This is a genomic window from Marinobacter profundi, assembly GCF_002744715.1.
Lineage (GTDB): Bacteria > Pseudomonadota > Gammaproteobacteria > Pseudomonadales > Oleiphilaceae > Marinobacter > Marinobacter profundi.
The window spans coordinates 101744-128663 of record NZ_KZ319371.1; the positions used below are offsets into that span (position 1 = coordinate 101744).

27 protein-coding genes are annotated in these 26920 nt (G+C 61.1%); 17 read left to right on the forward strand and 10 right to left on the reverse strand.

What is annotated here, in order from left to right; all coding sequences use genetic code 11:
• The first annotated feature begins 3 nt into the window (after positions 1-3).
• From CLH61_RS10805 to CLH61_RS10855, 11 genes are all read left to right on the forward strand, one after another.
• On the forward strand, positions 4-1209 hold the full coding sequence (locus CLH61_RS10805) for an acyl-CoA dehydrogenase family protein (RefSeq protein ID WP_099614750.1): 1206 nt from the start codon (positions 4-6) through the stop codon (positions 1207-1209).
• Positions 1209-2234 (forward strand): phosphotransferase family protein, encoded by a 1026-nt coding sequence (locus CLH61_RS10810; RefSeq protein ID WP_099614751.1) that lies wholly within the window; start codon positions 1209-1211, stop codon positions 2232-2234. Before CLH61_RS10805 ends, CLH61_RS10810 begins: the two co-directional genes overlap by 1 nt.
• Positions 2231-2593 (forward strand): DUF6285 domain-containing protein, encoded by a 363-nt coding sequence (locus CLH61_RS10815; protein ID WP_099614752.1) that lies wholly within the window; start codon positions 2231-2233, stop codon positions 2591-2593. Before CLH61_RS10810 ends, CLH61_RS10815 begins: the two co-directional genes overlap by 4 nt.
• Positions 2594-2618: 25 nt before the next feature.
• A complete protein-coding gene (locus CLH61_RS10820) occupies positions 2619-4232 on the forward strand; it encodes a long-chain-fatty-acid--CoA ligase (RefSeq protein WP_099614753.1) in 1614 nt (537 codons plus the stop codon).
• A 129-nt stretch (positions 4233-4361) separates the two neighbouring features.
• A complete protein-coding gene (locus CLH61_RS10825) occupies positions 4362-5585 on the forward strand; it encodes an ABC transporter substrate-binding protein (protein WP_099614754.1) in 1224 nt (407 codons plus the stop codon).
• A gap of 76 nt (positions 5586-5661) precedes the next feature.
• Entirely contained in the window at positions 5662-6531 is an 870-nt protein-coding gene (locus CLH61_RS10830; RefSeq protein ID WP_099614755.1) for a branched-chain amino acid ABC transporter permease, read from the forward strand.
• Positions 6528-7475 (forward strand): branched-chain amino acid ABC transporter permease, encoded by a 948-nt coding sequence (locus CLH61_RS10835; protein ID WP_099614756.1) that lies wholly within the window; start codon positions 6528-6530, stop codon positions 7473-7475. Before CLH61_RS10830 ends, CLH61_RS10835 begins: the two co-directional genes overlap by 4 nt.
• On the forward strand, positions 7472-8254 hold the full coding sequence (locus CLH61_RS10840; RefSeq protein WP_099614757.1) for an ABC transporter ATP-binding protein: 783 nt from the start codon (positions 7472-7474) through the stop codon (positions 8252-8254). The genes CLH61_RS10835 and CLH61_RS10840 overlap by 4 nt, the downstream gene beginning before the upstream one ends.
• Positions 8251-8955 carry an ABC transporter ATP-binding protein gene (locus CLH61_RS10845; protein ID WP_099614758.1) on the forward strand — a complete coding sequence of 235 codons (705 nt, stop codon included), beginning with the start codon at positions 8251-8253 and terminating at the stop codon, positions 8953-8955. The genes CLH61_RS10840 and CLH61_RS10845 overlap by 4 nt, the downstream gene beginning before the upstream one ends.
• Positions 8956-9002: 47 nt before the next feature.
• Positions 9003-9686, forward strand: a complete 684-nt coding sequence (locus tag CLH61_RS10850) for a TetR/AcrR family transcriptional regulator (RefSeq protein ID WP_099614759.1) — start codon at positions 9003-9005, stop codon at positions 9684-9686.
• Between the two features lie 36 nt (positions 9687-9722).
• Positions 9723-11186: an NAD-dependent succinate-semialdehyde dehydrogenase gene (locus CLH61_RS10855; RefSeq protein ID WP_322868242.1), complete on the forward strand. Its 1464-nt coding sequence runs from the start codon at positions 9723-9725 to the stop codon at positions 11184-11186.
• 214 nt (positions 11187-11400) lie between these two features.
• On the opposite strand, the gene CLH61_RS10860 is transcribed toward CLH61_RS10855, so the two are convergent.
• The 6 genes from CLH61_RS10860 to CLH61_RS10885 form a co-directional block, all read right to left on the reverse strand.
• On the reverse strand, positions 11401-11652 hold the full coding sequence (locus CLH61_RS10860; protein ID WP_099614761.1) for a DUF2798 domain-containing protein: 252 nt from the start codon (positions 11650-11652) through the stop codon (positions 11401-11403).
• Positions 11653-11819: 167 nt separating this feature from the next.
• On the reverse strand, positions 11820-12590 hold the full coding sequence (locus tag CLH61_RS10865; RefSeq protein ID WP_099614762.1) for an SDR family oxidoreductase: 771 nt from the start codon (positions 12588-12590) through the stop codon (positions 11820-11822).
• A 14-nt stretch (positions 12591-12604) separates the two neighbouring features.
• Positions 12605-13294 carry a histidine phosphatase family protein gene (locus CLH61_RS10870; RefSeq protein WP_099614763.1) on the reverse strand — a complete coding sequence of 230 codons (690 nt, stop codon included), beginning with the start codon at positions 13292-13294 and terminating at the stop codon, positions 12605-12607.
• Positions 13294-14358 carry a phosphotransferase family protein gene (locus tag CLH61_RS10875; RefSeq protein WP_099614764.1) on the reverse strand — a complete coding sequence of 355 codons (1065 nt, stop codon included), beginning with the start codon at positions 14356-14358 and terminating at the stop codon, positions 13294-13296. Before CLH61_RS10875 ends, CLH61_RS10870 begins: the two co-directional genes overlap by 1 nt.
• 30 nt (positions 14359-14388) lie before the next feature.
• Positions 14389-15210 carry an SDR family oxidoreductase gene (locus CLH61_RS10880; protein ID WP_099614765.1) on the reverse strand — a complete coding sequence of 274 codons (822 nt, stop codon included), beginning with the start codon at positions 15208-15210 and terminating at the stop codon, positions 14389-14391.
• A 196-nt stretch (positions 15211-15406) separates the two neighbouring features.
• A complete protein-coding gene (locus CLH61_RS10885; protein ID WP_099614766.1) occupies positions 15407-16618 on the reverse strand; it encodes an acyl-CoA dehydrogenase family protein in 1212 nt (403 codons plus the stop codon).
• A 158-nt stretch (positions 16619-16776) separates the two neighbouring features.
• On the opposite strand from CLH61_RS10885, the gene CLH61_RS10890 reads away from it, so the two are divergent.
• On the forward strand, positions 16777-17670 hold the full coding sequence (locus CLH61_RS10890; RefSeq protein WP_099614974.1) for a LysR family transcriptional regulator: 894 nt from the start codon (positions 16777-16779) through the stop codon (positions 17668-17670).
• 6 nt (positions 17671-17676) lie between these two features.
• On the opposite strand, the gene CLH61_RS10895 is transcribed toward CLH61_RS10890, so the two are convergent.
• On the reverse strand, positions 17677-18033 hold the full coding sequence (locus CLH61_RS10895; RefSeq protein WP_099614767.1) for a hypothetical protein: 357 nt from the start codon (positions 18031-18033) through the stop codon (positions 17677-17679).
• 203 nt (positions 18034-18236) lie between these two features.
• Between CLH61_RS10895 and CLH61_RS10900 the strand changes: the two genes are divergently transcribed.
• Positions 18237-19394, forward strand: a complete 1158-nt coding sequence (locus CLH61_RS10900) for an isocitrate/isopropylmalate dehydrogenase family protein (RefSeq protein WP_099614768.1) — start codon at positions 18237-18239, stop codon at positions 19392-19394.
• Positions 19395-19506: 112 nt separating this feature from the next.
• Positions 19507-20766 carry an aspartate aminotransferase family protein gene (locus CLH61_RS10905; RefSeq protein WP_099614769.1) on the forward strand — a complete coding sequence of 420 codons (1260 nt, stop codon included), beginning with the start codon at positions 19507-19509 and terminating at the stop codon, positions 20764-20766.
• A 33-nt stretch (positions 20767-20799) separates the two neighbouring features.
• On the opposite strand, the gene CLH61_RS10910 is transcribed toward CLH61_RS10905, so the two are convergent.
• Positions 20800-21777, reverse strand: coding sequence for a D-2-hydroxyacid dehydrogenase (locus CLH61_RS10910; protein ID WP_099614770.1), 978 nt, complete (start codon positions 21775-21777; stop codon positions 20800-20802).
• 191 nt (positions 21778-21968) lie between these two features.
• Between CLH61_RS10910 and CLH61_RS10915 the strand changes: the two genes are divergently transcribed.
• From CLH61_RS10915 to CLH61_RS10925, 3 genes are all read left to right on the forward strand, one after another.
• A complete protein-coding gene (locus CLH61_RS10915; protein WP_099614771.1) occupies positions 21969-23192 on the forward strand; it encodes a pyridoxal phosphate-dependent aminotransferase in 1224 nt (407 codons plus the stop codon).
• A gap of 9 nt (positions 23193-23201) precedes the next feature.
• Positions 23202-23393, forward strand: coding sequence for a CPXCG motif-containing cysteine-rich protein (locus tag CLH61_RS10920; RefSeq protein ID WP_099614772.1), 192 nt, complete (start codon positions 23202-23204; stop codon positions 23391-23393).
• A gap of 112 nt (positions 23394-23505) precedes the next feature.
• Positions 23506-24057, forward strand: coding sequence for a YceB family lipoprotein (locus CLH61_RS10925; protein WP_099614773.1), 552 nt, complete (start codon positions 23506-23508; stop codon positions 24055-24057).
• A 129-nt stretch (positions 24058-24186) separates the two neighbouring features.
• Here CLH61_RS10925 and CLH61_RS10930 read toward each other — a convergent pair whose 3' ends face one another.
• Both CLH61_RS10930 and acs read right to left on the reverse strand, forming a co-directional pair.
• Positions 24187-24852, reverse strand: a complete 666-nt coding sequence (locus CLH61_RS10930) for a response regulator transcription factor (RefSeq protein ID WP_099614774.1) — start codon at positions 24850-24852, stop codon at positions 24187-24189.
• A 41-nt stretch (positions 24853-24893) separates the two neighbouring features.
• On the reverse strand, positions 24894-26840 hold the full coding sequence (gene acs, locus CLH61_RS10935) for an acetate--CoA ligase (RefSeq protein ID WP_099614775.1): 1947 nt from the start codon (positions 26838-26840) through the stop codon (positions 24894-24896).
• Positions 26841-26920 lie beyond the last annotated feature (80 nt).

The window sequence follows — 26920 nt, forward strand, 5'->3', positions numbered from 1 at the left end:
GCTGTGGACTTCAATCTGAACCCCAGGAACGAGTCGTACCGCACACGAATCCGGGACTTTGTGGAACAGGAACTGTTACCGCTGGAGCAGAACCCGGACGCCTACGACGAGCATGAGAACATTGCGCCGGAATATCTGGAGCAGATGCGCGCCAAGGCCAGGCAGCAGGGCCTGTGGTGCCTGCAGATTCCTGAGCACCTCGGTGGCCAGGGACTGGATATCTCCGGCATGGCGGCCTGCTATGAGGAAATGAACCGGTCCATCTTCGGGCCGGTGGTGTTCAACTCCGCAGCGCCCGATGACGGCAACATGATCGTGTTGGCCAAGGTGGCTACCGAGGCCCAGCAGGAGCGCTGGCTCAAGCCCATCGTCGAGGGCCGGGTCCGGTCGTCCTTCGCCATGACCGAGCCAGCTCCCGGCTGCGGGTCGGACCCCGGCATGATGCAGACCACCGCTACCCGCAAGGGCGACCGCTGGGTGATCCATGGTCACAAGCATTACATCACCGGGGCCGGAGAGGCGTCCCATTTCATTTTGATTGCCCGAACCTCCGACGATACCCGCAAGGGCCTGAGCGCCTTCATGTTCCACAAGGACGATCCGGGCTGGGAAGTGGTCCGCCGCATTCCGATCATGGGGCCGGAGGAACACGGTGGCCATTGCGAGATCCGTTTTGACGGCCTGGAGATTCCCGACGAGAACCGGCTGATGGAGGTGGGCGACGGCCTCAAGGTGACCCAGATCCGTCTGGGCACTGCGCGCCTGACCCACTGCATGCGCTGGCTGGGCCTGGCCCGTCGTTCCCTGGAAATCGCCACCGACTATGTCGAGAAGCGCGAATCCTTCGGCCAGACCCTGGCCCAGCGTGAAGGTGTCCAGTGGCTGCTGGGCGAGGCCGCCATGGAGATCCAGATCGGCCGGCTACTGACCATGCATGCCGCCTGGAAGCTCGATCAGGGCGACTTTGCCCGCAAGGAAGTGTCCATGGCCAAGGTTGCGGTGGCGGATACCCTGCATAAGGCCGTCGATACGGCGATCCAGCTCTGTGGCGCCCGGGGCTATTCCAAGGACACCCCGCTGGAATGGATCTACCGCTATGCCCGCCAGGCCCGCCTGGTGGATGGTGCCTCGGAAGTGCACAAGATGGTGTTCTCGAAGCTGCTGCTGTCGGAGCGCACCGATTTCTGGCATTGGGGAGTGAAGCCCTGATGTCTGCCTTGGCCGACACCTTCAGCAATTTTGTTGTCCGGCAGAGCGGCGCCCGCAGCGCGCGAGTCATCCAGTTCAGCAAGCTCTCCGGGGGCGCCATTCAGGACAACTTCGGGTTAACCCTGGAGCTAGACGGCGGCGACCGGCCGGGCCGACAGGAATTCGTGGTCCGGCAGGACGCTCCCTCCGGGGTGGCGGAGAGTCTGTCCCGGCCGGAGGAGTTCCGGGTGTTGCAGGCCGCATTCGGCGCCGGAGTTACCGCTCCGGAGCCGCTCTGGCTGTGTGAGGACGCCGAAATCAGCGGCCGTATCTTTTATGTCATGAGCCGGGCATCCGGTACCGCCTCACCGCGCCAACTGGTCAAGGGTGATCTCACCGAGGATCAGCGTCGGCACCTCGTGCGCCGGCTCGGTGCCGAGCTGGCCCGGCTGCACACGGTGCGGCCGCCGATGGATTCGCTGGCTTTTCTCGAACTGCCGGCCGGGAACAATCCGGCCCTGAGCCGGGTGGCGCTGTACCGCCGCTACCTGGAGGAAATCGGGGAACCGCATCCGGTGCTGGAATGGGCCCTGAACTGGCTTGAGGATCACGCGCCGGAACCCGGCCCGACGGCGCTGTGCCACTGCGATTTCCGCACCGGAAACTACATGGTAGATGGTGACGAGCTGACCGCGGTGCTGGACTGGGAATTTGCCGCCTGGAGTGATCCCTGCGAGGACCTTGGCTGGCTCTGCTGCCGCAGCTGGCGCTTCGGTGGTGATGACCGGGAAGTCGGTGGCGTTGGCGACAAAAACGATCTTCTGGCCAGTTACCGGGAGGTGAGTGGCGCCGACATCGATCCGGCTGCAGTCAGCTACTGGGAAGTCATGGCGCTGGTGCGCTGGGCGATGATCGCGTTGCAACAGGCACGCCGGCATATGTCCGGAGAACAGCACTCGCTGGAGCTGGCCCTGACCGGGCGCATGGTGGCCCAGATGGAATACGACCTGCTGAACCAGATTCCGGAATTGGAGGAAGGGCAATGATCAACGAGCCGGATAGCCGCGACCTGCTGACCGAGGCCCGCCAGGTATTGCTGGATTCCCTGGTACCGGATCTGGCGGGGGAGCAGAAATACCAGGCCCTGATGATCGCCAACGCCATGGGCATGGCCATCCGGGAGATCGAGCAGCGGGCTCAGGGTGAGCCGGAAGCCACCGACCGGTCGCTGTCGCAATTCCTGGCCGGACACCGGTTACCGGATGCCCCTTCACAGGGTGAGCAGACCCTCGCCCGGGCCCTCCGTGACCGCCGGCTCGATGGCGATGATCCGGAACTGAGATCGGTTCTGAAGGGCATGACGGAGGCCCGGTTGCGAATCAACAATCCGGGCTTTCTGAAGTAATCCGGACAGTCCAACACGGTGCGATATGAACAAATACAAGAACCTGAACAAGACCGCCGCCAACCATTCCGCCCTGACCCCGCTGACTCTGCTGCAGCGCTCGGCGCGGGTCTACCCGGACAAGCAGGCGGTCATCGACGATGACATGAGCCTGTCCTACCGGGACCTGTATCGCCGTTGCCGGCAGATGGCGGATGCCCTGCGCGCCCGGGGCATTACCACCGGCGACACGGTAGCGATCCTGTGCCCCAACAGCCATGAAATGCTCGAGTCCCACTACTCGGTTCCCATGGCGGGGGCGGTGCTCAACGCCATCAACATCCGGCTGGACGCCGCCACCCTCTCCTTCATCCTGGCCCATGGTGAGGCGCGGGTGCTGTTCTACGACACCCAGTGGGAAAACCAGGTCCGGGCGGCAGTTGCCGAGCTTGAGGTACCGCCACTGCTGGTGGCCATCGAGCGCAAGGCCGGCCCCAGCGACGGCCTGGCGGAACTGGATTATGAGTCCCTGCTCGCGGAGGGCGACCCGGAAGCGTCGTGGTCGCAGCCGGAGGACGAGTGGGATGCCATCACCCTGAATTACACCTCCGGCACCACCGGCAATCCCAAGGGCGTGGTCTACCATCACCGGGGGGCCTACCTGGCCGCCATGTCGAACGCCATGGCCTTCGACATGACCGCCGACACCGTCTACCTGTGGACCCTGCCCATGTTCCATTGCAACGGCTGGGCCTACACCTGGGCGATCGCCGCCGTCGGCGGCACCCATGTCTGCCTGCGGGAAGTCGATCCGCGGGAGATCTATCGCCGGATCGAGGAAAACCGCGTGACCCACATGTGTGGCGCCCCGGTGGTGATGAACATGCTGGTGCAGGACCTCGGCCGTGAGCAGCTGCGGCTTTCCCGGGGCGCCCGTTTTGCCCTTGGTGGCGCCGCGCCCCCCAGCAGCGTGATCCGCAAGGCGGAAGAAATCGGCTTCGAGATCACCCATCTGTACGGCCTGACCGAAACCTTCGGCCCGTCCACCCTGTGCGTGCCCCAGCCGGAATGGCAGGCGCTGCCCCTGGAAGAGAGGGCGGTAAAGATGTCCCGCCAGGGCGTGCCCACCCATGGCCTGGACGACGTGGACATTCTCGACATGGTCAGCGGCGAGCCGGTACCGGCCGACGGCCGGACCATGGGCGAGATCTGCATCCGCGGCAACACCGTGATGAAGGGCTATCTGAAGAACCCGGAAGCCACCAACCAGGCGTTCAGGGATGGCTGGTTTCATACCGGCGATCTGGCAGTCATGCATGCTGACCGCTACGTCGAAATCCGGGACCGGGCGAAGGACGTGATCATTTCCGGCGGCGAGAACATTTCCAGCCTGGAGGTCGAGGAAGTGCTCTACCGCCACCCGAAAGTCTCCGAAGCGGCGGTAGTTGCCATGCCGGACGAGAAGTGGGGCGAGGTGCCCTGTGCCTTCGTCAATCCGGTGGACGACAGTGACGAGCTGACCGCCGAGGACATCATTGCCTTTTGCCGGGACAACATGGCGCATTTCAAGGCGCCGCGTAAGGTGGTACTGGGCGAGCTGCCCAAGACCGCCACCGGCAAGATCCGCAAGAACATTCTCCGGGACTCCCTGTCCCGATGATCGGGCTGACCATGGTCAGCAGGAGGTTGCGATAGCGCGAACAACGCATTCAGAGCCACGAAAACCGGCCCGACTCAATGGGCCTGAAAGTTCCAGTGACAACAAAGACAAGAACACAGGAGCAATACCGTGAAAAAACCAAGCATTAAGAAACTGCTGGTTGCGATGACCGCAGCCACCACTCTCGGTACCGCCGGGACCAGTTATGCCGAGGATCCGATCCGCATCGGCGGCCTCTACATCCTCTCCGGCAGTGCTGCCACCTACGGTGAGTTTGCCCAGAAGGGTATTGATCTGGCGGTAAAGGAAATCAACGCCTCCGGCGGCATCCTCGGTCGCCAGGTGGAAATGATCTACGAGGACAGCCAGGGCAAGGCCTCAGTAGCCATCCAGGCCGCCCGCAAGCTGGTCTACTCGGAAGGGGCGGATGCCCTGGTGGGCCTGGACAGCTCGGGTGTGGCCCAGGGTATGGTGCCGACCATGCCGGAGCTGCAGAAGCCGCTGATCATCACCCACGCGGCTACGCCGGACGTCACCGGCAAGTTGTGTAACCCGTTTACCTACCGCATCAGCGTCAACGTGGCCCAGAACATGAAGGCTGCGGCGAAGGTGGCGGCGGAAACCGATGCCACCAACTGGACCACCATCGGACCGGACTACGCTTTCGGTCACCAGTCCTGGGAGTTCTTCGGTAACTACCTCAAGGACATCAAACCGGACGTTAACCTGATGTCGGAGACCAACTTCCCGCGCTTCGGTGCCGAGGACTTCACCCCGTTCATTGACCGGGTGATGAACTCCGGTGCCGACGGTGTGCTGATCTCCGTCTGGGGTGGTGACCTGGTCAACTTCATCCGTCAGGCCAATACCCGTGGCTTCTTCGAGAAGGACATGGAGCTGATGTTCACCGTTGGTGCAGCCACCGAAGTGCTGTCCGCCCTGGGTGAGGAAATGCCCGAAGGTGTGCACCTGTCCACCCGTTACTGGTACGAGGCCTATAACAACGACATCAACGACCGTTTCGTGAAGGCCTACATCGATGCCTACGGCAATCCGCCGAGCTATAACGCCGAGGGTGCCTACGCTGCCATCTACGCCTACAAGCAGGCGATGGAAGCGGCCGGAACCACCGACGGCCCGGCTGTGGCCAAGGCCCTCAGCGGCATGAGCATGGAAGCCCCGAACGGCACGGTGACTTTCCGCAAAGGCGACAACCAGGCCATGGTCAGCCCGAACTGGGGTGTTTCCGGACCGATGCACCCCGAGCACGGCATCCGGACCCTGACCAACCTGCAGATCTTTGACGGTGAAGAAGTTGCCCGCACCATCGAAGAGACCGGTTGCAAGCTCTGATCTGAACCTTTTCAACAGCTTGCCGTGGCGCCCTCCGGGGCGCCACGTAACCGGCCCTAACCTAATGAGGTAATCCATGTCTGGCATCGGAGCGGCGTTGCTGAACAGTCTCGATATCGGCCTGCTGCTATTCATCATCGCAGTGGGTCTGAATATCGTGTTCGGTGTTCTGAACATCATCAACTTTGCCCACGGGGCTCTCTACATGCTGGGAGCCTACCTGGCGTTCACCCTGATCAACCTTGTGGGAATGCCCTTCTGGGCGGCCCTTTTACTGGCACCGATCGGTGTGGCCATCCTGGCCGTCATCATTGATCGGGTGCTGTTGCGATTCATCTACAGCCGGGATGTGGCGGACAGCCTGCTGCTGACCTTCGCCATCCTGCTGATCATCAACGAGAGTATCCGCACCATCTGGGGTAGCGGTATCCAGGTGGTCCAGCCGCCACAGTTGCTGTCCGGCTCGGTGCAGTTGTTGGGCAGTTCTGTATCCACCTACAGTCTGTTCGTGATTGTTATCGGCCTGCTGTTGCTGGCGGGGCTCTGGTACCTGTTCAATCGCACCCGCGTCGGTCGCATCATGCGCGCTGCCGCGCTGGACCGGGACATGGCCGAAGCCCTTTGCATCAACACCCGCATGGTGGTCACCGGTGTGTTTGCCTTTGGCGCCTGGCTGGCCGCCGTTGGCGGTGTGGTGGCTGCGCCGATGCGGGCCCTGGACCCGGGCATGGGTGACAAGATTATCATCGAGTCCTTCATTGTGGTGGTTATTGGCGGCCTGGGCAGCTTCCCGGGCGCACTGCTCGGCGCCATCGTCCTCGGCCTGATTCACGGCTTTGGCGGTCGCTACCTGCCGGAAGTGAACCTGCTGCTGCCGTTCCTTGGCATGGCGCTGGTTCTGTTGTTCAAACCCAATGGCATCCTCGGCAAGGGGGCGACGGCATGAAGACCAAGATTCTGATGGGCCTGATGGCCGTGGTGATCGCCGGGCTGATTGCGGTGCCCTGGATTGCCTCTTACTTCTATATCTTTATCCTCACCGAGATCCTGATCCTTGGCCTGTTCGCAGCCAGTTTCAACCTGATCTTCGGCTACACCGGCATGCTCAGTTTCGGCCATGCGGCCTTCTTCGGTATCGGTTCCTACGCCACGGCGCTGGTGCTGATCCACCTGGAATGGCCTTTCCTGGCCTGCCTGCTGGTGTCCATGGGCGCTTCGGCGCTGCTGGCCCTGGTAATCGGCTTCCTCAGCGTCCGCCTGAACGAGGTCTATTTCGCCATGCTCACCCTGGCGTTCGGCATGATGGTGTTCGCCATCGCCTACCAGTGGCGCTCGGTGACCAACGGCAGTGACGGCCTGGCCGGCTTCACCCTGGGCTCCTTCGGGCTCGGCCTGGACCTGACCCTGGGTAACCCGGCAGTCTACTACCATGTGGTGCTGGCCATTGTCGCCATTGCCGCGGTGGTGCTGTACCTGATCTGCCGCAGCTCCTTCGGCATGATCCTAAGGGCGATCCGCCAGAACCCGGAGCGGGTGTCCTTCGCCGGGCTGAACGTGCGTACCTACCGCCTGGTGGCGTTTGTCATTGCCGGTACCTTCGCCGGTCTTGCCGGCGGCCTGATTGCCCCGTTCCTGCGGGTGGCCAGTCCGGAACTGCTGCACTGGTCCATGTCCGCCGAACCGGTTCTGATGGCGATTCTCGGTGGCACCGGCTACTTCCTGGGGCCGTTTGTCGGCTCGGCGGTGTTCGTACTGCTGGAAACCTGGATCACCAGCTTCACCGAGTCCTGGATGCTGGTTCTGGGCATCATCCTGGCGATGATGGTGATTTTCTTCCGCAAGGGGTTGCTCGGAACCGCCCTTGACTGGTGGCTGGAGGTGAAGAAATGAGCAAGCCGATCCTGACCATAGACAACCTCACCAAGCGCTTTGGTGGCGTTACCGCCGTCAACGGTATCAATCTGGAGGTAATGCCGAAGGAAACCATTGCCATCATCGGGCCCAATGGTGCCGGCAAGACCACCTTCTACAACATGGTGTCCGGGCGGATGCAGCCGACCGAAGGCAAGATCACCCTGGACGGGCAGGACATCACCGGGCTGCCGCCCCACAAGATCAGCCGTCTGGGGGTGTCCCGCTCGTTCCAGATCAACAACATCTTCCCGGAGATGACGGTGCAGGAGAACGTGGAGGTGGTGCTGTCCGCCTACCATGGTCACAGCCGGAAACTGTTCAACATTGCCTCCCGCAATACCGGGATCCAGCAGGAGGCGGTGGAGTATCTGAAACGGCTCGGCATCGACAGCCTCAAGGACCAGCGTGCCGAGGTCATCAGCTACGGTGACAAGCGCTTGCTGGAAATTGCCATGGTGCTGGCAACCCGACCCAAGCTGGTACTGCTGGACGAGCCCACCGCCGGCATGACCCCGGACGAAACCCGGCGCACCACCAGGCTGGTGAAGAGCCTGGCAGACAGTGGCGATTACACCTTCCTGATCACCGAGCATGATATGGATGTGGTGTTCAATCTTGCCGACCGCATCCTGGTCATGCATCGCGGTGAAAAACTGTTTGCCGGCACTCCGGAGGAAGTGAAGAACCATCCGGAGGTTCGTGTCGCCTACCTGGGCGAGGAAGACGAGGAAGTGGTCGAGGAGGCCAACGCATGATTCTTGATGTTCGCAATATCCAGACCTTCTACGGCGAGAGCCAGGCGCTTCAGGGTGTCACCCTGCACCTGGACGAGGGCGAGACCGTGTGCATCCTGGGACGCAACGGTGCCGGCAAGAGCACCACCCTGAAAAGCATCATGGGCCTGACACCGCCGCGCTCCGGCGAGGTGATCTTTGATGGCAAGCCGATCCACGGTCTGCCGGCCCATCAGATTGCCCGGGCGGGGATCGGTTACGTGCCGGAGGACCGGCGGATCTTCCCCGGCCTGACGGTGCGGGACAACCTGGAGGTCGCGTCCTACCAGCGCAAAGGCAGTGCTGCCCGCTGGACCGTGGACGGCATTCTCAAAAAGTACGAGATGCTGGGTGAACGGGCGGACCAGGACGGTGCTACCCTCTCCGGAGGCCAGCAGCAAATGCTGGCGGTGGCCCGGTCACTGATGATCCAGCCGCGGCTGTTGCTGCTGGACGAACCGAACGAGGGACTGGCGCCGGTGATCGTGCAGCAAATCGGCGAGCTGATCGACGATCTGAGCAAGACCACCACCATCCTGTTCACCGACCAGAGCGTGCGGTTCGCCCTCAAACATGCCCGCAGGGCGTACATTCTTGAGAAGGGCCAGGTGGTGCACGAGGCGCCCAGTAACGAGTTGCGCGTCGACCAGGCAACCCAGGACCGGTTCCTGTCGGTGGCGTGATCGGGCGTATATAATCCCCGCCGCAGGAGCAGACAGGCGTGGTACCAATGATTGAAAACTACGAAGCATTTCGCAACGAGTTGAGCATGTCCAAGGAGGATGTGGTCCGCGAGGTTTACCGCCAGAACAAGGACAGGATCAGTATCAAGAAAGAAGCAACGGCGATCAGGAACCTGATCCGGATCATCGAATCGACCCTGCGGCTGGCTAACTCCAAGGGCTTCCACGCCATGACCCTGAGGGACCTGTGCTCGGACTCGGGCATGAGCATGGGCGGCCTTTATGCCTACATTCGCAACAAGGACGACCTGATCCACCTGATCCAGAGCCACGGCTTCACCATCACCCGCCGTACCCTCTTGCACTACACTGGCGAGGTGGATGAGGTTCGCGACAAGCTGTTCTCGGCGATCAAGGCGCACCTGTACCTGAGCGAACTGATGCGGGCCTGGTTCTATTTCTCCTACATGGAGGCAAAGAGCCTGCCGGCGCCGGAAAAGCGCGATGCGGTGGCCATCGAACTGGAAATCGAGGACATCTTCCTGGGTGTTATCGAGGACGGTATCGAAGCAGGCGTGTACCGGCCGAGGAATGCCCGGCTGGTGGCCTCGATGATCAAGGCCCTGTTGCAGGACTGGTACCTGAAGCGCCGGAAATACCGCGACCAGAATGTGGCCGTTGACGACTATGCTGCCTTTGTCAGGGATGTGATTGAAAGCTATCTGCTCTGAGGGCATTGACTCTCTTCTGTGAGGACTGTGATGACTATCAGCTTGACGAATCCGCAACTGCTGCGCGAAAGCGCCTATATCAATGGCGAATGGGTCAAGGCCCGTTCCGGTGATCTGTTGCCGGTGACCAACCCGGCCAATGGCGAACATCTGGCTAACGTGCCGGACATGGGCGCCGACGATACCCGGCAGGCCATCCAGGCCGCCGAGGCGGCCTGGCCGGAATGGCGTGCCCGTCCGGCCAAGGAGCGGGCGGGTATCCTGCGCCGGTGGTTTGACCTGGTGATGCAGAACCAGGAAGACCTGGCCCGGCTGATGACCGCAGAACAGGGCAAGCCGCTGGCAGAAGCCCGGGGCGAGGTGAATTACGGCGCCAGCTTTATCGAGTGGTTCGCCGAGGAGGCCAAGCGGGCCTATGGCGACGTGATCCCGGGCCATGGCCGGGACAAGCGCATCGTGGTGATCAAACAGCCCATCGGGGTGGTGGCGGCGATCACACCCTGGAACTTCCCGGTGGCTATGATCACCCGCAAGGTGGCCCCAGCCCTGGCCGCCGGCTGTCCGGTGGTGGTCAAGCCGGCCGAAGATACCCCGCTGTGCGCCCTGGCTCTGGCAGTGCTGGCGGAAGAAGCCGGCGTGCCGCCCGGGATTCTCAACATCGTGACCTGCTCGAAAGCTCGGGCGCCGGAGGTAGGCGAGGAATTGACCACCAACCCGGTCGTCCGCAAGGTGTCGTTCACCGGCTCCACGCCGGTGGGCAAGCTGCTGATGCGCCAGGCCAGCGGCACCGTCAAGAAAGTGAGCCTGGAACTCGGCGGCAATGCCCCGTTCATCATCTTTGACGACGCCGATCTCGATGCCGCGGTGGCCGGACTGATGGCCTCCAAGTACCGCAACACCGGGCAGACGTGCGTGTGCGCCAATCGCATCTATGTCCAGTCCGCTGTCTATGACGAATTTGTTGAAAAGCTCAAGGCTGCCGTCAGCAAGATGGTGGTGGGTGCCGGCCTTGAAGGTGACACCCAGCAGGGCCCGCTGATCAATGCCGCGGCCCTGGACAAGGTCCAGCGCCACATCGAGGATGCCACCACCAAGGGCGCAAAGGTGGCTCTGGGTGGCAAGGTGCATGCGCTGGGCGGTACCTTCTTTGAGCCGACCATCCTTACCGACGTCACCCAGGACATGCTGGTGGCCAGTGAGGAAACTTTTGGCCCGGTGGCACCGCTGTTCCGGTTCGACACCGAGGAGCAGGCGATTGCCATGGCCAATGATTCGGAATTCGGCCTGGCGGCGTACTTCTACAGCAACGACATCCGTCGCATCTGGCACGTGGCCGAGGCACTGGAAACCGGCATGATCGGTATCAACGAGGGCATTATTTCCACCGAGGCGGCGCCCTTTGGCGGGGTCAAGGAAAGCGGCCTGGGCCGGGAAGGTTCCCGTTACGGCCTGGACGAGTTCATGGAACTCAAGTACCTGTGTCTAGGGGGCATGCGCTAGGTCTGGGGGGCATGCGCTAGCTCCCCTCCTCCAACAGCACGACGGATAGCAGCAGTCACCAGGATCCGTTTCACAAAAAAGGCCCCGGGATTCTCCGGGGCCAAGAAGCAACGCCTGAAACTACGGGATCTGCAAGGTGAACAAATTTGCAGAGATGAACGGAATGCGCCGTCATCTGGTCAGGAATACGTCGTACCCCAACCAGCGGATCAACTCAGAGTGATTTATCTCTGACCAGCCCACGCACTGTTTTGTCGGTCAGTTTGCCCGCCAGTGGCGCGATGAAGATTACCAGCGGAAACGCAACCCCCCAGGCAACCAGGAAAGCAGGCATCCAACGGTCCAGAAAGGTGGCGTCCAGCCCCGTATTGGCCAGGGTGATCACGCCGGACATCAGTAGCGACATCAGCCCTGACATATAACAGGAAAAAACCAGCTGGCGGAGACGGGCCGGCGTCAGGTTCATAACTCTAGCTTCCTATTAAAATCGGAGGCAGAGGAATCTAGCACAGTCACTTCGGGATTGTCATACGTCAAAACGCTATCAAACCGATAGCCGGAAAACGTCCGCGGGACAAACCGGGAGGCCGGCTACCCGGAACCGGGCAGCGGCCTGGCGCGAAAAGACGCCAATCAGATGGTCAGGTATCCGCCATCCGCATTCACGCAGGCGCCCGTGGTATAGCTTGACGCATCCGACACCAGGTACAGTACCGTCCCCGCCATCTCATCCGGATCCGCCACCCGCTTCATCGGGATGTGGGCCATGGCCTGCTTCTTGATGGCTTCATTGGTGGTCAGGGCACTGGCGAATCGGGTATCCGTCAGCCCCGGCAACAGGGCATTGACCCGAATCTTCTGCTGGCCCAGTTCCATGGCAAAGGACTTGGTCATGGAGATCACCGCCGCCTTGGTCACCGAGTAGATACCCTGGAAGTGGCCGGGATTCACTCCGTTAACGGAGGCCACGTTAACGATCGCACCGCCGCCATTTTTCTTCATCAGCTGGGCACCGCGGGCGCACATAAAGAAATAACCGCGGATATTCACGTCGACGGTCTTCTGGAAGGCACCGAGGTCGGTTTCCTCGACCGGGCCGAAATACGGATTGGCCGCGGCGTTGTTCACCAGGATATCGAGCCGGCCATGGGCCTTTTCGATGTGCGTCCACACCGCTTCTATCTGCTCCATCTCACCGATGTGACAGGCATAGGCCTCGGCACTGCCGCCAGCATCCCGGATACTTTCTGCGACCGCCTCGCAGCCATCCAGCTTGCGACTGCTGCAAATTACGTGGGCGCCGTATTCGGCGAGGATCCGGGCAATGCTTTCGCCGATACCCCGGCTGGCACCGGTGACCAGGGCCACTTTACCGGTCAGGTCAAAAAGATCTTTCTTGCTCATGCAGTTACCTCAGGTTAACGGAAGGTCACCAGGGCGGGATTCTCCGCTTCCAGGTGGCTGTAATTGTTGAAGACCGCCAGACTTCGGCGTGGGCCGGAATAGAGCACGCGGGAAACACTGGTATTGGCGATGACATTGTTCATCTCCAGCGCCTTGTGGTCGTTAAGCTGCAGCAAGTGCTGGGCGATCACCGCGATCGGACCACCGGAAGTGGACACCAGCACATCACCGCCGTCGGCATATTCGATCAGCCCGTCGAATGCGCCGATCACCCGGTTCTGGAACTCAGGCCAGGATTCGCCATACTCATTGTCGTGATGGCCCCCGATCCAACGTGCCATGGCTTTCTCGAACACCTGTTGGAAAAGGCGCGCCGGCTTCGGGAATGCCGCCATGTCACGGGCCATCACCTGGCGGTCCGCCCATTCCGGCTTCAGCCGCTCAACCACCTGCATGTGATCGAATTCGTTCAACCCCTCAATCGCCTGCATATCCGGCAGGGCCTGGCCAAAGCCGGAGGCAATGGCTTCGACGGTTTCCCGGTGGCGTTCCATATTCCCGCCAAACACAGCGTCAGGTGTCACCTTGCCCGCCAGCCAGCGGCCCAGCACCTGGCCCTGCTCCCAGCCGCGGGGAGACAGCTGGTCGTAGTTGTCTTTGCCAAAGCTGGCCTGACCGTGCCGGATAAGATAGATAGTGGCCATTACAGACGGCTCTCGTTGATGAGTCGTTGACACCTTTTTTCAAGGTAGTTGGCAGCATGACCGAAGGCGGCAAAACGCTTGTCTTTGGTCTGGCCGTGGTAGTAACGGTAATAGATCTGCTGGATGATCACTGCCAGACGGAACAATCCGTAAATCTCATAAAAATCGAAGTTATTGGCCCTGAAACCGGACTTCTCCATGTAGTAGTCCACAACTTCCCGGCGCGTCAGCATACCGGGCCGGTGGGTAGGTTGCCGCCGCAGGATCTGGAACGGACCTTCATCGTCGGCCTGAATCCAGTAGGCCAGACTGTTGCCCAGGTCCATCAGCGGGTCACCGATAGTGGCCATCTCCCAGTCCAGCACACCGATGACTTCGAAGGGGTTGTCCGGGTTGAGCACCACGTTGTCGAAGCGGTAGTCATTGTGGATGACCACCTGGGCGATATCTTCGGGCATCTTGTCATCAAGCCAGCTCATCACCGCCTCGAAATCCCCGACATCCCCGGTACGGGCCTTGCGGAAGCGGTCACTCCAGCCGCCAATCTGGCGCTGCACGTAACCCGCACCCTTGCCCAGCTTGTCCAGCCCCGCGGCCCCGGCGTCCACCCGGTGCAGGTCCACCAGTTTATCGATCACACTGAGGCACAACTTGCGGGTGTCGCCCTCGCTCAGTTCGAAGTCCTTGGGGAAATCCTGCCGCAGGATGATGCCCTTCAGGCGTTCCATCACGTAGAAATCACAACCGAGAACGTCATGATCGTCGCAGATGGCGACGATATTCGGCACGTACGGGTACACCGGCTTGAGCGCCTGCATCACCCGTGCTTCCCGGAGCATGTCATGGGCGGACCTGGCGATCTTGCCAAACGGCGGCCGGCGCAGCACGTAGGACTGGTCACCGTAATCCACCTGATAAGTCAGGTTGGAGGCGCCACCGGGGTATTGTCTGATTGAGGGCTGCCCCTCCAGCCCGGGAATCGCCTGCTTCATGAACCGGTCGACGGCGCCGATATCCAGCTCCTCTCCCTCACGGATATCCACCGCCTGATCGATCTGTGTCATTCACTTTCTCCTGTGGTCTGTTCCGGCCACTCAGGCGTTGGCCCTGGCACCCATCTTGTTCATCCAGCGCTTGCTCTCCTGGTGCATCAGCCAGTCGAAGGCCCAGGGCGCGTGGCGCTTGAGTATCCACATGCGGCGCTCCCTGGCGTGAGGCAATACCCAGAAGTTCTTGTCCTTCACCGAGCGGAAGATGTCCTCGGCCACATCCTCCGCGGTAATGCTGGAACGCTTCATCAGCTTGTTCACGTTTTGCTGGATACCGGGAATGTCCGAACGCATGCTGTTGGTGAGGTTGGTCTGGAAGAACGCCGGGCACACACAACTGACATGGATTCCGGAATCCCTCAGCTCCTGGCTCAGGGTCTCGGACAGGGCAATAACGCCGGCCTTGGTAACGTTGTAGCTGTCCATCAACGGCGCCAGCATCAGCCCGGCCATGGAGGCCACGTTCACAAAGGCACCAGCGCCCTGCGCCTTGAACTGCGGCGTAAACGCCTTGCAGCCACGCACCACGCCCAGTACGTTGATATCCAGGATCCACTCCCAGTCCGCCATGGTGGTATCTTCGATGGAACCGGCGGAGGCCACGCCGGCATTGTTCACCACCACGTCCACACCACCCCATTTCCTGACCAGCTCATCCCGGACTTTCTCGAAATCCGTCAACCGGCGTACATCGCACTCAACAAAATAGCCTTCGCCACCAGCGTTAGTAATCTCCTGCTCGACGGCAACCCCCTGCTCCGGGTTGATGTCCCCGATACAGACTTTGGCGCCTTCTTTGGCGTAGCGCAGCGCAACGGCGCGCCCAAGGCCCGAGGCTCCCCCTGTGATGAATACTCGCTGTGTCATGGTTGTTTCTCTCTAGTGGTTTCAGGGTTCGTGTTCTTTTTAGTTAGCACGGAGCATGAGCTGCTGCCGGGTTGGCCTTCCAAAACTGTGCGGAGCCAGGGATGGCGGAGCCCAAGCGCCCATGGATGGCCGAAGGAGCGGGTTTCAGAAAGCTTATCCCACCTGCTCCCTGGCACCTGAATCAAAGGCTCACGGATCAGGACTTGTACTTCCAAAGCTCAAGCCGAGCCACCATAGCCCGGTGAACCTCATCCGGCCCATCCGCCAACCGCAATACCCGAGCATAGGCAAACAACTGGGTCAGCGGGAAGTCATCATCACTCACCCCGGCGCCCCCATGAATCTGAATGGCCTGATCGACAATGGTCTGCAACATCTGCGGCACCACCGCCTTGATCATCGACACTTCCTGCAGCGCCCCCATAATGCCCCTGGTATCCAGCGCCCAGGCGCATTTCAGGGTCAACAGACGCGCCTGCTCGATGGACATACGGGCATTGGCAATGATGTCCGGGTTACCACCCAGCTTGGCAATAGGCCGGCCGAAAGCTTCCCGGGTGGTAGCCCGCTTGATCAGCAATTCCAGCGTGCGCTCCGCCGCACCGATGGCCCGCATGCAATGGTGGACGCGTCCCGGTCCCAGACGACCCTGGGCAATTTCGAAGCCGCGGCCCGGGCCCGCGATGATGGCACTCCTGGGCAGGCGCACGTTATCGAACAGCACCTCCCCGTGACCGTAGGGCTCATCGTAAGCACCAAACACCGGCAACATGCGCTCGATCTTCACCCCCGGGCTGTCCAGCGGCACCAGCACCATGGAATGCTGGCGGTGCTTGTGGGCATCAGGATCTGTCAGGCCCATGAAGATGCCCACCTTACAGTCCGGATGACCTATGCCGGTGCTCCACCACTTGCGGCCATTGAGGATCACCTCATCCCCTTCCACGATAGCCGTAGCTTCCATATTGGTGGCGTCCGATGAGGCTACCGCGGGCTCGGTCATACAGAACGCAGAGCGAATCTCGCCGCTCAGGAGCCTGGGCAACCACTCGGCTTTCTGCTCGTCGGAACCATAGTGAATCAGCACTTCCATGTTGCCGGTATCCGGCGCATTGCAGTTGAAGATCTCGGGGGCAATGAAGCTCCGCCCGGTTTCCTCGGCAATCAGGGCATAGTCCGAGTTGAGCAGGCCACAACCGTATTTCTCGTCCGGGAAGAACATGTTCCACAGCCCCTGCGCCCTGGCCTTCTCCTTGAGCTCGCGGATCACCGGCAGCACCACCCAGCGGTTTTCCCGGGACGCCAGCTCGCGGTGATAGGCCTCCTCAATCGGGAAGATCTCTTCCTTCATGAAACGCCTGACGCGGTTCAGGTAATCCTCGCCCTTCGGAGAGATATTGAAGTCCATTGCCATGTCCTCTGTAGTGAGAGATGAGTGATGAACGATGAGTGGTGAGCCCGGTTTCCGGTCATCTGGATCAGTCTAAGAAGGCGTCGACTATTACGCGACTGAATTATTCTTATCGTTTATCATAAACAGGACTTATCAGTATGCGGACATCCGGTATGGCACTGAACCGACTCGACCTCAATCTGCTCCACGTTTTTGACACCATCTACCGCGAAGGCAGCCTGACCCGTGCAGCAAAAGCCCTGCACCTGACCCAACCCGCGGTGTCTCACTCGTTGTCCCGGCTGCGGGATCATTTCAATGACCCGCTGTTCACACGGCAGGGCAACCAGATGGTGCCAACGCCCCTGGCACGCCGCTTCCTTGAATCCATGCGCCCGGGCCTGACCCAGATCCAGAACTCGGTTAACCAGTTTCATGCCTTTGATCCCGCCACCCAGCGCAAGACCTACTCCCTGGGGCTCCGGGACATCCTCGAATCCACCTTCCTGCCGGCGCTGATGAAACGGCTGACCGAATACCCGGAACTGGAAGTGGTAAGCCAGCGAATTGCCCGGCGGGAGATGGAAACCCAGCTGGCCGCTGGCAAACTGGATTTTGCCGTGGATGTGCTGCTACCGGTAAGTAACCAGACGGCCCACGAACTGCTGCGTCGTGACCGGCTGGTGGTGCTGGCCAGGAAGGGTCACCCGATCGCCAGGGACACGCTGACCATGGAGGACTACCTGAACGCCCGCCATGTCCTGGTGTCATCCCGTACGGAGGGGCCCGGCATCGAAGATTTCGAATTGTCCAGGCTGGGCGTACGGCGCAACATCCGCCTGCGCTGCCAGCATTACTTTGCCGCCTGCCGGGTTGTGGAAGAAACCGACTTGGTGCTCACCATGCCCGAGACCTACGCCCGGATCATCGCGGGACGTGATGGCTTTGTCATCATGACGCCCCCCGCCGACCTGCCGGGGCTGGATGTCCACCTTTACTGGCACAAGGCCTATGAAAAGGAGCCGGCACTGACCTGGTTCCGCGAGCAGTTGAAGAGGATTGCCTGAGGGGCCTCAGAGCGCCCCGACCAGATAGAGAAAGCCAAAGAATCCTGACGCCGTTATTGCCAGAGCCGTAGCAACTATCCCCAGCCCCCACCAGATCGCTGCAGCATCCGAGACCGGCACATCGTGCCCGCGCAACGTACGGTAAAAAGCCCAGGGACCCAGTACGAAGGCGCCCACGACGGCAAACAGCAGGCCGATGCTGATCCCCGCAAAGGTCCAGGTCGCCAGCATCGTTGCCCGGTCAGTCAAGCGTTCGGTAACGCCGTGACGGGCCAGGAACTGCTTGCAGAACCACCACAGCAGGCCAAACAGCACGGCAACAAATACGATACCGCCAATCAGTGTTATTACCCGGTAGATCAAACAGCATTCTCCTTGCAGGTTGGGGGGGCGGCAATCGTGCCGGACCCGACGGTTATGCCCGGGGGTCAGCTTACCAGCCCCGGAGGCAACAGGTCATCGCATTCAGTCAGTGGCTGGCATCCGGTGCCCACACGGCTACACTGAACGTCACAGTTCCATACGTGCGCAATGACCAAGACGCAATTACCAAAAGGAGTATCCTGATGGCCAACCTGACACGCATCGCGATCACGCCGGGCGACGGCATCGGTCCGGAAGTTATTGGCGAAGCCGTGCGCTGCCTGGAGGCCCTGCGCTCAAAACATAACCTGGCCCTGGAATGGACCCGGTTCCCTTGGCCCTCCCATGCGTGGCACGAACAGCACGGCCAGTGCATGCCGGAAGATGCCCTGGAGCAGCTCAAGGATTACGATGCGATATTGCTTGGCGCCCTTGGCGACCCGGGCCCCCTGGACGACCCGGACCGCTATCTGCTGCCCGACAGCATCTCCCTGGCGCCGCTGCTCGACATGCGCAAGGGCTTTGACCAGTGGGTGTGCGAACGCCCTGCCCGCCTGCTGCCCGGCGCCCGTCAGTACCTGGCCGATGCCCGCGCCAAAGACATCGACATGCTGGTCATCCGCGAAAACAGCGAGGGCGAGTATGTCAGCCAGGGCGGACGCCTGCGCAAGGGCACCCCTGATGAAGTCGCGACCCAGATGGAAATCTTCACCCGCCGGGCCACCGACCGCATCATCCGCTACGGTTTCGAACAGGCCCGCCAGCGGGCGGAGTTGCGTGACCGGGAAGGCCGTGCCCGTACCTTCCCTACCCTGGATGGCAAGCAGCTGGCCAGCCAGGTATGCCTGATCACCAAGCGCAATGCCCTGCGCCACTGGGGCGACATGTACACCGAGGCCTTCGAAGCCATTGCCCGCGACTACCCGGATGTTGCCACCCACCATGAGCTGGTCGACGCAGCCTGCATGAAGTTTGTCCAGAGCCCCTGGGCCTTTGATGTAGTGGTGGCCAGCAACCTGCAGGGCGATATCCTGACCGACCTGGCTGCCGTGCTGTCCGGCGGCATGGGCGTGGCGCCCTCCTGCAACCTCAACCCGGACGATCCGCACATGCCCTCCATGTTCGAGCCCACCCACGGCAGCGCCCCCGACATCGCCGGGCAGGGAGTCGCCGACCCCACCGCCATGCTGTTCACCACCGCCCGGATGCTTGAATGGCTGGGCAGGAATGATCCGGCACTGGCCGACGCTGGCAAGGAGCTGTATGACGCGGTCGCCGCGGACCTGGCCGAGCATGGTGGCAACCATCGGGACACCAGCGAGGTGGGAGAATCCGTGTGCCGACGCCTGGGCAATGGCTGATTCCCGGGGCGGATTGCACCGGAATCCAAAATTAATCCGGTCATTTCGTTTAAAAAGGTGGCTATAGCAACTAGGCTAGGGAAGGTATCAAATTCACTTCGGGAGGTGCATCGTGACCGACCACAAAGGCAAGTTATCTCCACTGCTCAAGCAGGCAACCGGTATCACCGCAGAGCGAGGCGAAGGGGCCTATATCCACGCAACGGACGGTCGCCGCTACCTCGACTTCACATCCGGTATTGGTGTCACCAGTACCGGCCACTGCCACCCCAAGGTGGTTGCCGCGGCCCAGAAGCAGGTCGCCACGATGATCCATGCCCAGGCCACCACGGTGATGAATCCGCGGTTGCCGGAGCTGGCGGAGAAGCTGGGTGAGCTCACACCGGATCCGCTCAATGCCTTCTTTTTCTCGAATGCCGGCACCGAAGTGGCCGAGGCCGGCATCCGCCTGGTTCGCCAGGCCACCGGTCGTCCCAACATCATCGTATTCCATGGCGGTTTCCATGGCCGAACCATGGGGTCGCTGTCACTGACCACGTCCAGTGTCGCCCTGCGTGCCGGGGTCAGCCCGATGATGGGGGGCGTGGTGGTGGCACCCTTCCCCCATGCCCATCATTACGGCTGGAGCGAGGACGAAACCACCGATTTTTGCCTGCGGGAACTGGACCGGATCTTCGTGACCTACTCCGCCCCAAAGGAAACCGCAGCGATGATGATCGAGCCGGTGCAGGGCGAAGGCGGCTACGTACCCGCCAACGCCCGCTTCATGCAGGGGCTGCGGGAGCGCTGTGACAAGCATGGCATCATGCTGGTGTTCGACGAGGTCCAGGCGGGTTTCGGGCGCAGCGGCAAGTTCTGGGCGCACCAGCATTTTGGGGTCACACCGGATGCCATCATGATCGCCAAGGGCCTTGCCAGCGGCTTTCCGATTTCAGCACTGGCCGCGTCAGAAGAAACCATGGCCAGGGGTTGGCCCGGCTCCCAGGGCGGCACTTACGGTGGCAATGCCGTTGCCGCCGCAGCGGCCATCGCGACGATCGACGTGATCCGGGAAGAAGGCCTGGTAGAGAATGCCGACAAGATGGGGAAACGCCTGCGGGACAGCCTCCAAGGCCTGCAGAAGGATTACCCGGAGATGGCCGACGTCCGCGGCATGGGGTTGATGCTGGGCGTTGAAATGCGCCGCGGCGACTGCCCCGATGGTGACCGCGCCGGCAACATTCTCAAAGAATGCGAAAAACGCGGCCTGCTGATGCTGCGCTGCGGCCCTTACCACGAGATCGTGCGCTGGTTGCCGCCACTGATTGTCAATGGCCAGCAGATTGATGAGGCCGTAGGCATCTTTGAGGAAGCCCTGAAGGCGACAGCCTGAGCGGGGGCCGGGGGCGAAACGTTCCTGCCAGGATCAACGGGCATACCCGAGCTTTTTGTCCACCTGGTTGAAGACGTCCTGCCCCCGGTGCCAGCGGTCGAAATTCTCCAGGAACTGATCCGTCAACGCCCGGTGCCAACCAATGAAGTCCCCGGACATGTGCGGCGTCATGATCACATCGTCGCGCTCCCACAACGGATGGTCCGCCGGCAATGGCTCCTCCTCGAAGACATCCAGCGCAGCACCGGCTATATCCCCGTTCTCCAGCGCCGCCAGCAGATCCGCCGTGTGCACCACCGGCCCCCGCCCGATGTTGATCAGCCGCGCCGACGGCCGCATGGCGGCAAAGGCCTTGCGGTCAAACAACCCCTCGGTCTGTGGCGTCAGTGGCGTGGCGATCACCACAAAATCCGCCAGCGCCAGCTGTTCGTGCAGGTGCTCATTACCATGCACTGCAATGAAGTCCGGATCGTCGTAACGGGGTGTGCGGGCAACACCGTGGGGGTTGAGTCCGGCCGCACGCACCAGCCTGGCAATCTGGCGACCGATCGACCCGGCGCCCACCACCAGCACCTGTTTGCCTTCGGCGCGCTCGGTATCCCGGTGCTGCCAGCGATGCTCCAGCTGTAACCGCAGCGAGCGGGGAAAGTCCTTGGCAAACATCAGAATGGTACACAGCACGTATTCGGCGATGGTACGGTCGAAAATGCCCCGGGCGTTGGTGACCACCACCTCGCTGTCAATCAACTCCGGAAACATCAGGGCGTCCACCCCGGCGCTGGTGGCGTGAATCCACTTCAGCCGGTCCGCGCAGCCCCAGGCTGCCGCCAAGGCCTCGGTGCGGAAGTCCGTCACCATCATCACATCGGTGCCTGGCAGCGTTTTCTGCAGGGTCTGTTCGTCACAGGCAAAACGCACTTCCGCCCTGGCCTTCAGCGCCTCCATGCCAGGCGGTTCGCTTTCGCCGGGTGCCGTCAGAACTGTAACAACCGGTCGGTTCCGGGTGCTCATGGAATCCCTCCAGAGATAACGTAAATGACTCACAACAGTCTGACCCCCGGAAACAGGACGGTCAAATGGCACCGGAAAATCAATGGCTGCGGTCCGATGCACAAATTATGACCGGAGCTTCCTTGTACCCCCTGTTTTTCATGACTAACCTGCAGGAGCAGGTGTAATTTTTCTGATGCCCGGAGGTGCTTATGACAGCGGCCGCAAGAGACAGCGGACAGACTCAGCCACGCAAGATCAAATACCGCAATACCAAAGCGCGCTGGCATCCGTCGATGCAGGCCATCCCGGTTCCCGGTATCCGTCGCATGGTCAACATGGCAGCGACCATGAAAGACGTGATTCACCTGTCGATCGGCCAGCCCGACCTGCCCACGCCCAAACACATCGTTGATGCCTATATCGACGCCCTCAATGCCGGTCAGACCGGCTACACCATGGATGCCGGCCTGCCCGAACTGCTGATCGCGCTGCGTGATTATTACGGCAAGCGCTACAACCGCAAGCTGACCCGGGATAACATCCTGGTGACCAGCGGCGCCACCGAAGCCATGTACCTGGCCATCTCGTCCACCTCCGCGCCCGGTCGCCAGTTCATCATTACCGATCCATCGTTCCTGCTATACGCACCGCTGATCCGGATGAATGGTGGTGAGGTCAAGTACATCCCCACCCGGCCGGAGAACAACCACCAGCTGGATCCGGACGAAGTCATCAAGGCTATGGGGGCACGCACCTTTGCGATCATCCTGAACTCCCCGAACAACCCCACCGGGGCGGTCTATCCGCGCAGCACCATTGAAGCAATTGTCGAGGAATGCGCCTACCGGGGTATCCAGATTTACAGCGACGAGGTGTATGACCACCTGATCTTTGATGACGAGGATTACGCCAGTGTCCTCAGCTGCGCGGTGGATCTGGACAACGTGATGTGTATCAGCAGCTTTTCCAAGACCTACAGCATGGCCGGGCTGCGGGTCGGCTGGGTCATCTCCAGCCAGGCCGCCATCAAGTCCCTGCGCCGCTACCACATGTTCACCACTTCGGTGGCCAATACCCCGGCCCAGTTTGCCGGTGTCGCCGCGCTGACCGGAGACCAGCAGTGTGTGCGGGACATGGTCAACATTTACCGGGAACGGCGGGACAAGATCATGGAGCTGATCGACCGGACCCCTCACCTCACCGGCTACAAGCCCGGCGGTGCCTTCTTCTCGTTTCCCAATCTGCCGCCCCACGTCGACGGCTCTGACCTGGCGCTGCGGATGCTGAAGGAAACCGGCGTGTGCGTGGTACCGGGGGACGCCTTCGGGGAAAATACCAGCAACGCCCTGCGGCTGAGCTTCTCGACCACCTGTGAGAAACTCGAGGAAGCATTTGACCGGATCATCCCCTGGATGGCCAAGCAGCAATTCTGAGGTGACACCATGCCAGCCCTGGAGTCCGCCACTATTCAATGTCCTTACTGCTGGGAGACGCAGGAACTGAGCATCGACCCCAGCGCCGAGGACCAGGAGTATGTGGAGGACTGCCAGGTCTGTTGCCAGCCGATGCTGGTCCATGTGGTCTTTGATGACGACCGTAACCTGACGGTCACCGCCGTTGCCGAAAATGGCTGACGGGAACCCGCCCGCCCGAAACGCACCGAATCTGACCCCGACGTAATCAAATCCCGCTTGCCGGATGGCGGGCGGTATCGCAGGATACCCGGACTTACATGGAGAAACTTACATGAACCGATTGATTGTCCTCGCCTTCCTGCTGATAACCCTGAGTGGCTGCGCCAGCATGTCCCCCTATTCCATCAGTGAAGGCACCCTGGAGAACCACCTGAGGGATTCCATTGCCGACTTCGACCGCCAGCAACTGCAGGCCGGCTCGCCCCTCAGCCTCAGCCTGTCGGACGCCGACATCACCCTCGGGCCCGATGGTCGTGACGTGGCGGTCATCGACGTGACCGGACAGGTTGCCGTCAACGCCCTGATGACCAGACTTCCGGTGGACGTCAAACTGAAGGTGGAAGGCGCGCCGGTGTATGACAGCAAAGAAAAAGCCGTCTACATCCGCCGCCTGCAACTGCTCGACAGCAGTGTGGAGTCCCCCTTCTTCAAGGGTGACCTCAAGCCGGTTACCGACACCGTGATGCGGGCCGTTGCCCAGCTGCTGGAAACCGTGCCGGTGTACCGCCTGGATGAAAGCGACTACCGCCAGCGCATGTTCGGCATGGTGCCGATGGATATCCGCGTGGCCCCGGGTCGGCTTGAGTTCATCATGGCGGAGTAACCAGCATCCCGCAAAAAAGGCTCCCGCGGGAGCCTTTTTTCTGACCGGCAGCGCCGGCAAAAAGCGGGCACAAAAAAAGGAGCAGAACACCGTTCTGCCCCCTTCCTGGATTCACTCTTGCCGTGCCGGTCAGCTGCCAGATAGCGACGTATCCGAAGGATCGATCTCCATCTGCTGGATTGCGATCACCGCCTGGGTACGGTTACGCACTCCCAGTTTGCGGAACACTGCGGTAATGTGGGCCTTGATGGTGGCTTCTGAAACATCCAGGTCGTAGGCGATCTGCTTGTTCAGTAACCCCTCGGCCAGCATACCCAGCACCCGGAACTGTTGCGGCGTCAGCGACGCCAGTTTCTCGGAAAAGTCCGTGGTATCCGAATGCATCCGTTCAATCTTGTCCGCCACACCTTCCGGCAACCAGACGTCCCCTTCCAGGACCGCCTGAATGGCCTCGGTAATGGTCGGCAGCGGGGCCGACTTCGGAATGAAGCCGGACGCCCCGTAGTCGATGGAACGGCGCATCACCTGCAATTCCTCTGATCCTGACACCACCACCACCGGCAATCCCGGGTACTGCCCGCGCATGAACACGAGCCCCGAGAAGCCGTGGGCACCCGGCATATTCAGATCCAGCAGCACCAGATCCGCATCCGGATGGGATTCCACCGCCGCCTGCAGCGTCTTGATGCTTTCCACCTCCACGGTTTCGGCATCCGGTACTGCCTGACTGACCGCCTGCTTCAGGGCTGCCCGAAACAGCGGGTGATCATCGGCGACGATAATTGTTTGTGCCATTCAACAGATTCCTCTACAGGTTCGCGGCCTGTAATCAGACCTTATTTGAACGCACGATGACTGATCAGTTCATCCACAACACCCGGATCGGCAAGTGTTGAGGTATCGCCCAGCTGGTCGTGCTCGTTAGCAGCGATTTTACGCAAAATCCGGCGCATAATCTTGCCTGAACGTGTTTTTGGCAAACCGGGTGCCCACTGGATCACATCCGGAGACGCAATCGGACCAATCTCCTTGCGTACCCACTGGACCAGTTCCTTCTTCAGCTCGTCGGTCGGCTCCTCGCCCTGGACCAGGGTGACATAGACATAGATGCCCTGTCCCTTGATCTCGTGGGGATAGCCTACCACAGCTGCCTCGGCAACCTTCTCATGGGCCACCAGGGCACTTTCCACCTCGGCGGTACCCAGGCGGTGACCGGACACGTTCAGCACGTCGTCGACGCGGCCGGTGATCCAGTAATAGCCGTCTTCATCACGGCGGGCACCGTCACCGGTGAAATACATGCCCTTGTAGGTGCTGAAGTAAGTCTGGATAAAGCGCTCGTGGTCACCGTAAATGGTGCGCATCTGGCCCGGCCAGCTATCGAGGATGACCAGGTTACCTTCGGTCTTGCCTTCCAGCAGATTGCCCTCGTTATCCACCAGCGCCGGCTGCACGCCGAAGAACGGCAGGGTCGCCGAGCCCGGCTTCAGGTCCACCGCACCAGGCAACGGGGAAATCAGGATGCCACCGGTCTCGGTCTGCCACCAGGTGTCTACAATCGGGCACTTGCCGTTACCGATGACCCGATGGTACCACTCCCAGGCTTCCGGGTTGATAGGCTCACCCACCGAGCCCAGCAGCTTCAGGCTGTCCCGGGTGGTACCGTTCATGCACGACTCGCCTTCGGCCATCAGGGCGCGGATTGCGGTCGGTGCGGTATAGAGAATGTTGACCTTGTGCTTGTCGACCACCTGGCCCATGCGGGAACTGTCCGGGTAGTTAGGCACCCCTTCGAACAGCAGGGTAACCGCACCGTTGGCCAGCGGACCGTACAGGATGTAGCTGTGGCCTGTCACCCAGCCAAAGTCCGCAGTACACCAGTAGATATCACCGTCATGATAGTCGAACACGTACTGGTGCGTCATCGACGCATACACCAGGTAACCACCGGTGGTGTGCAGTACACCCTTCGGCGCGCCGGTTGAACCGGACGTGTACAGCATGAACAGCGGGTCTTCCGCGTTCATCGGCTCCGGCGCACAGTCGGCAGAGGCGCCCTGCATGAGCTCTTCAAAGCGCACGTCGCGGCCTTCGTTCCAGGGCACATCGCCACCGGTCCGAGTCACTACCACGACCTTGTCCACATTGGCGGCATCTTCATGCTTGAGCGCCGCATCCACGTTCTTCTTCAGCGGGATCTTGCGCCCGCCACGCAGACCTTCGTCGGCGGTAATCACAAAGCGCGACTTGCCGTTAACGATACGGGCCGCCAGCGCTTCCGGAGAGAAGCCGCCGAACACTACCGAGTGGATGGCACCGATGCGGGCACAGGCCAGCATCGCAACGGCAGTTTCCACGATCATCGGCATGTAAATGGTGACCACGTCACCCTTCTTGACCCCCAGGCCCTTGAGCACATTGGCAAACTTGCTGGTCTGCTCATGCAGCTCGCGATAGCTGACGTGGCGGGAGTCGGCGGGATCGTCGCCTTCGAAAATGATGGCAGTCTGGTCACCACGGGTCTCGAGGTGGCGATCCAGACAGTTGGCAGAGGCGTTCAGTTGTCCGTCTTCGAACCACTTGATGGACAGGTTGTTGTAATCGTAGGTGGTGTTCTTGACCTTGGTATACGGCTTGATCCAGTCAAGACGCTTACCGTGTTCACCCCAGAAGGTGTCCGGGTCATTGATCGACTGCTGGTACATTTTGTCGTACTGCTCCCGGTTGATCAGCGCGTCTTTCGCAAAGTCTGCGCTTACCGGATATACCTGTTTGTCAGTCATTGTTGTGCTCCCCCCTTGGTCAGAGTCTGTTAATCGTTGTCGGTTTTATAAAACAGAGCTTTTATAGCCATACAGGCTAT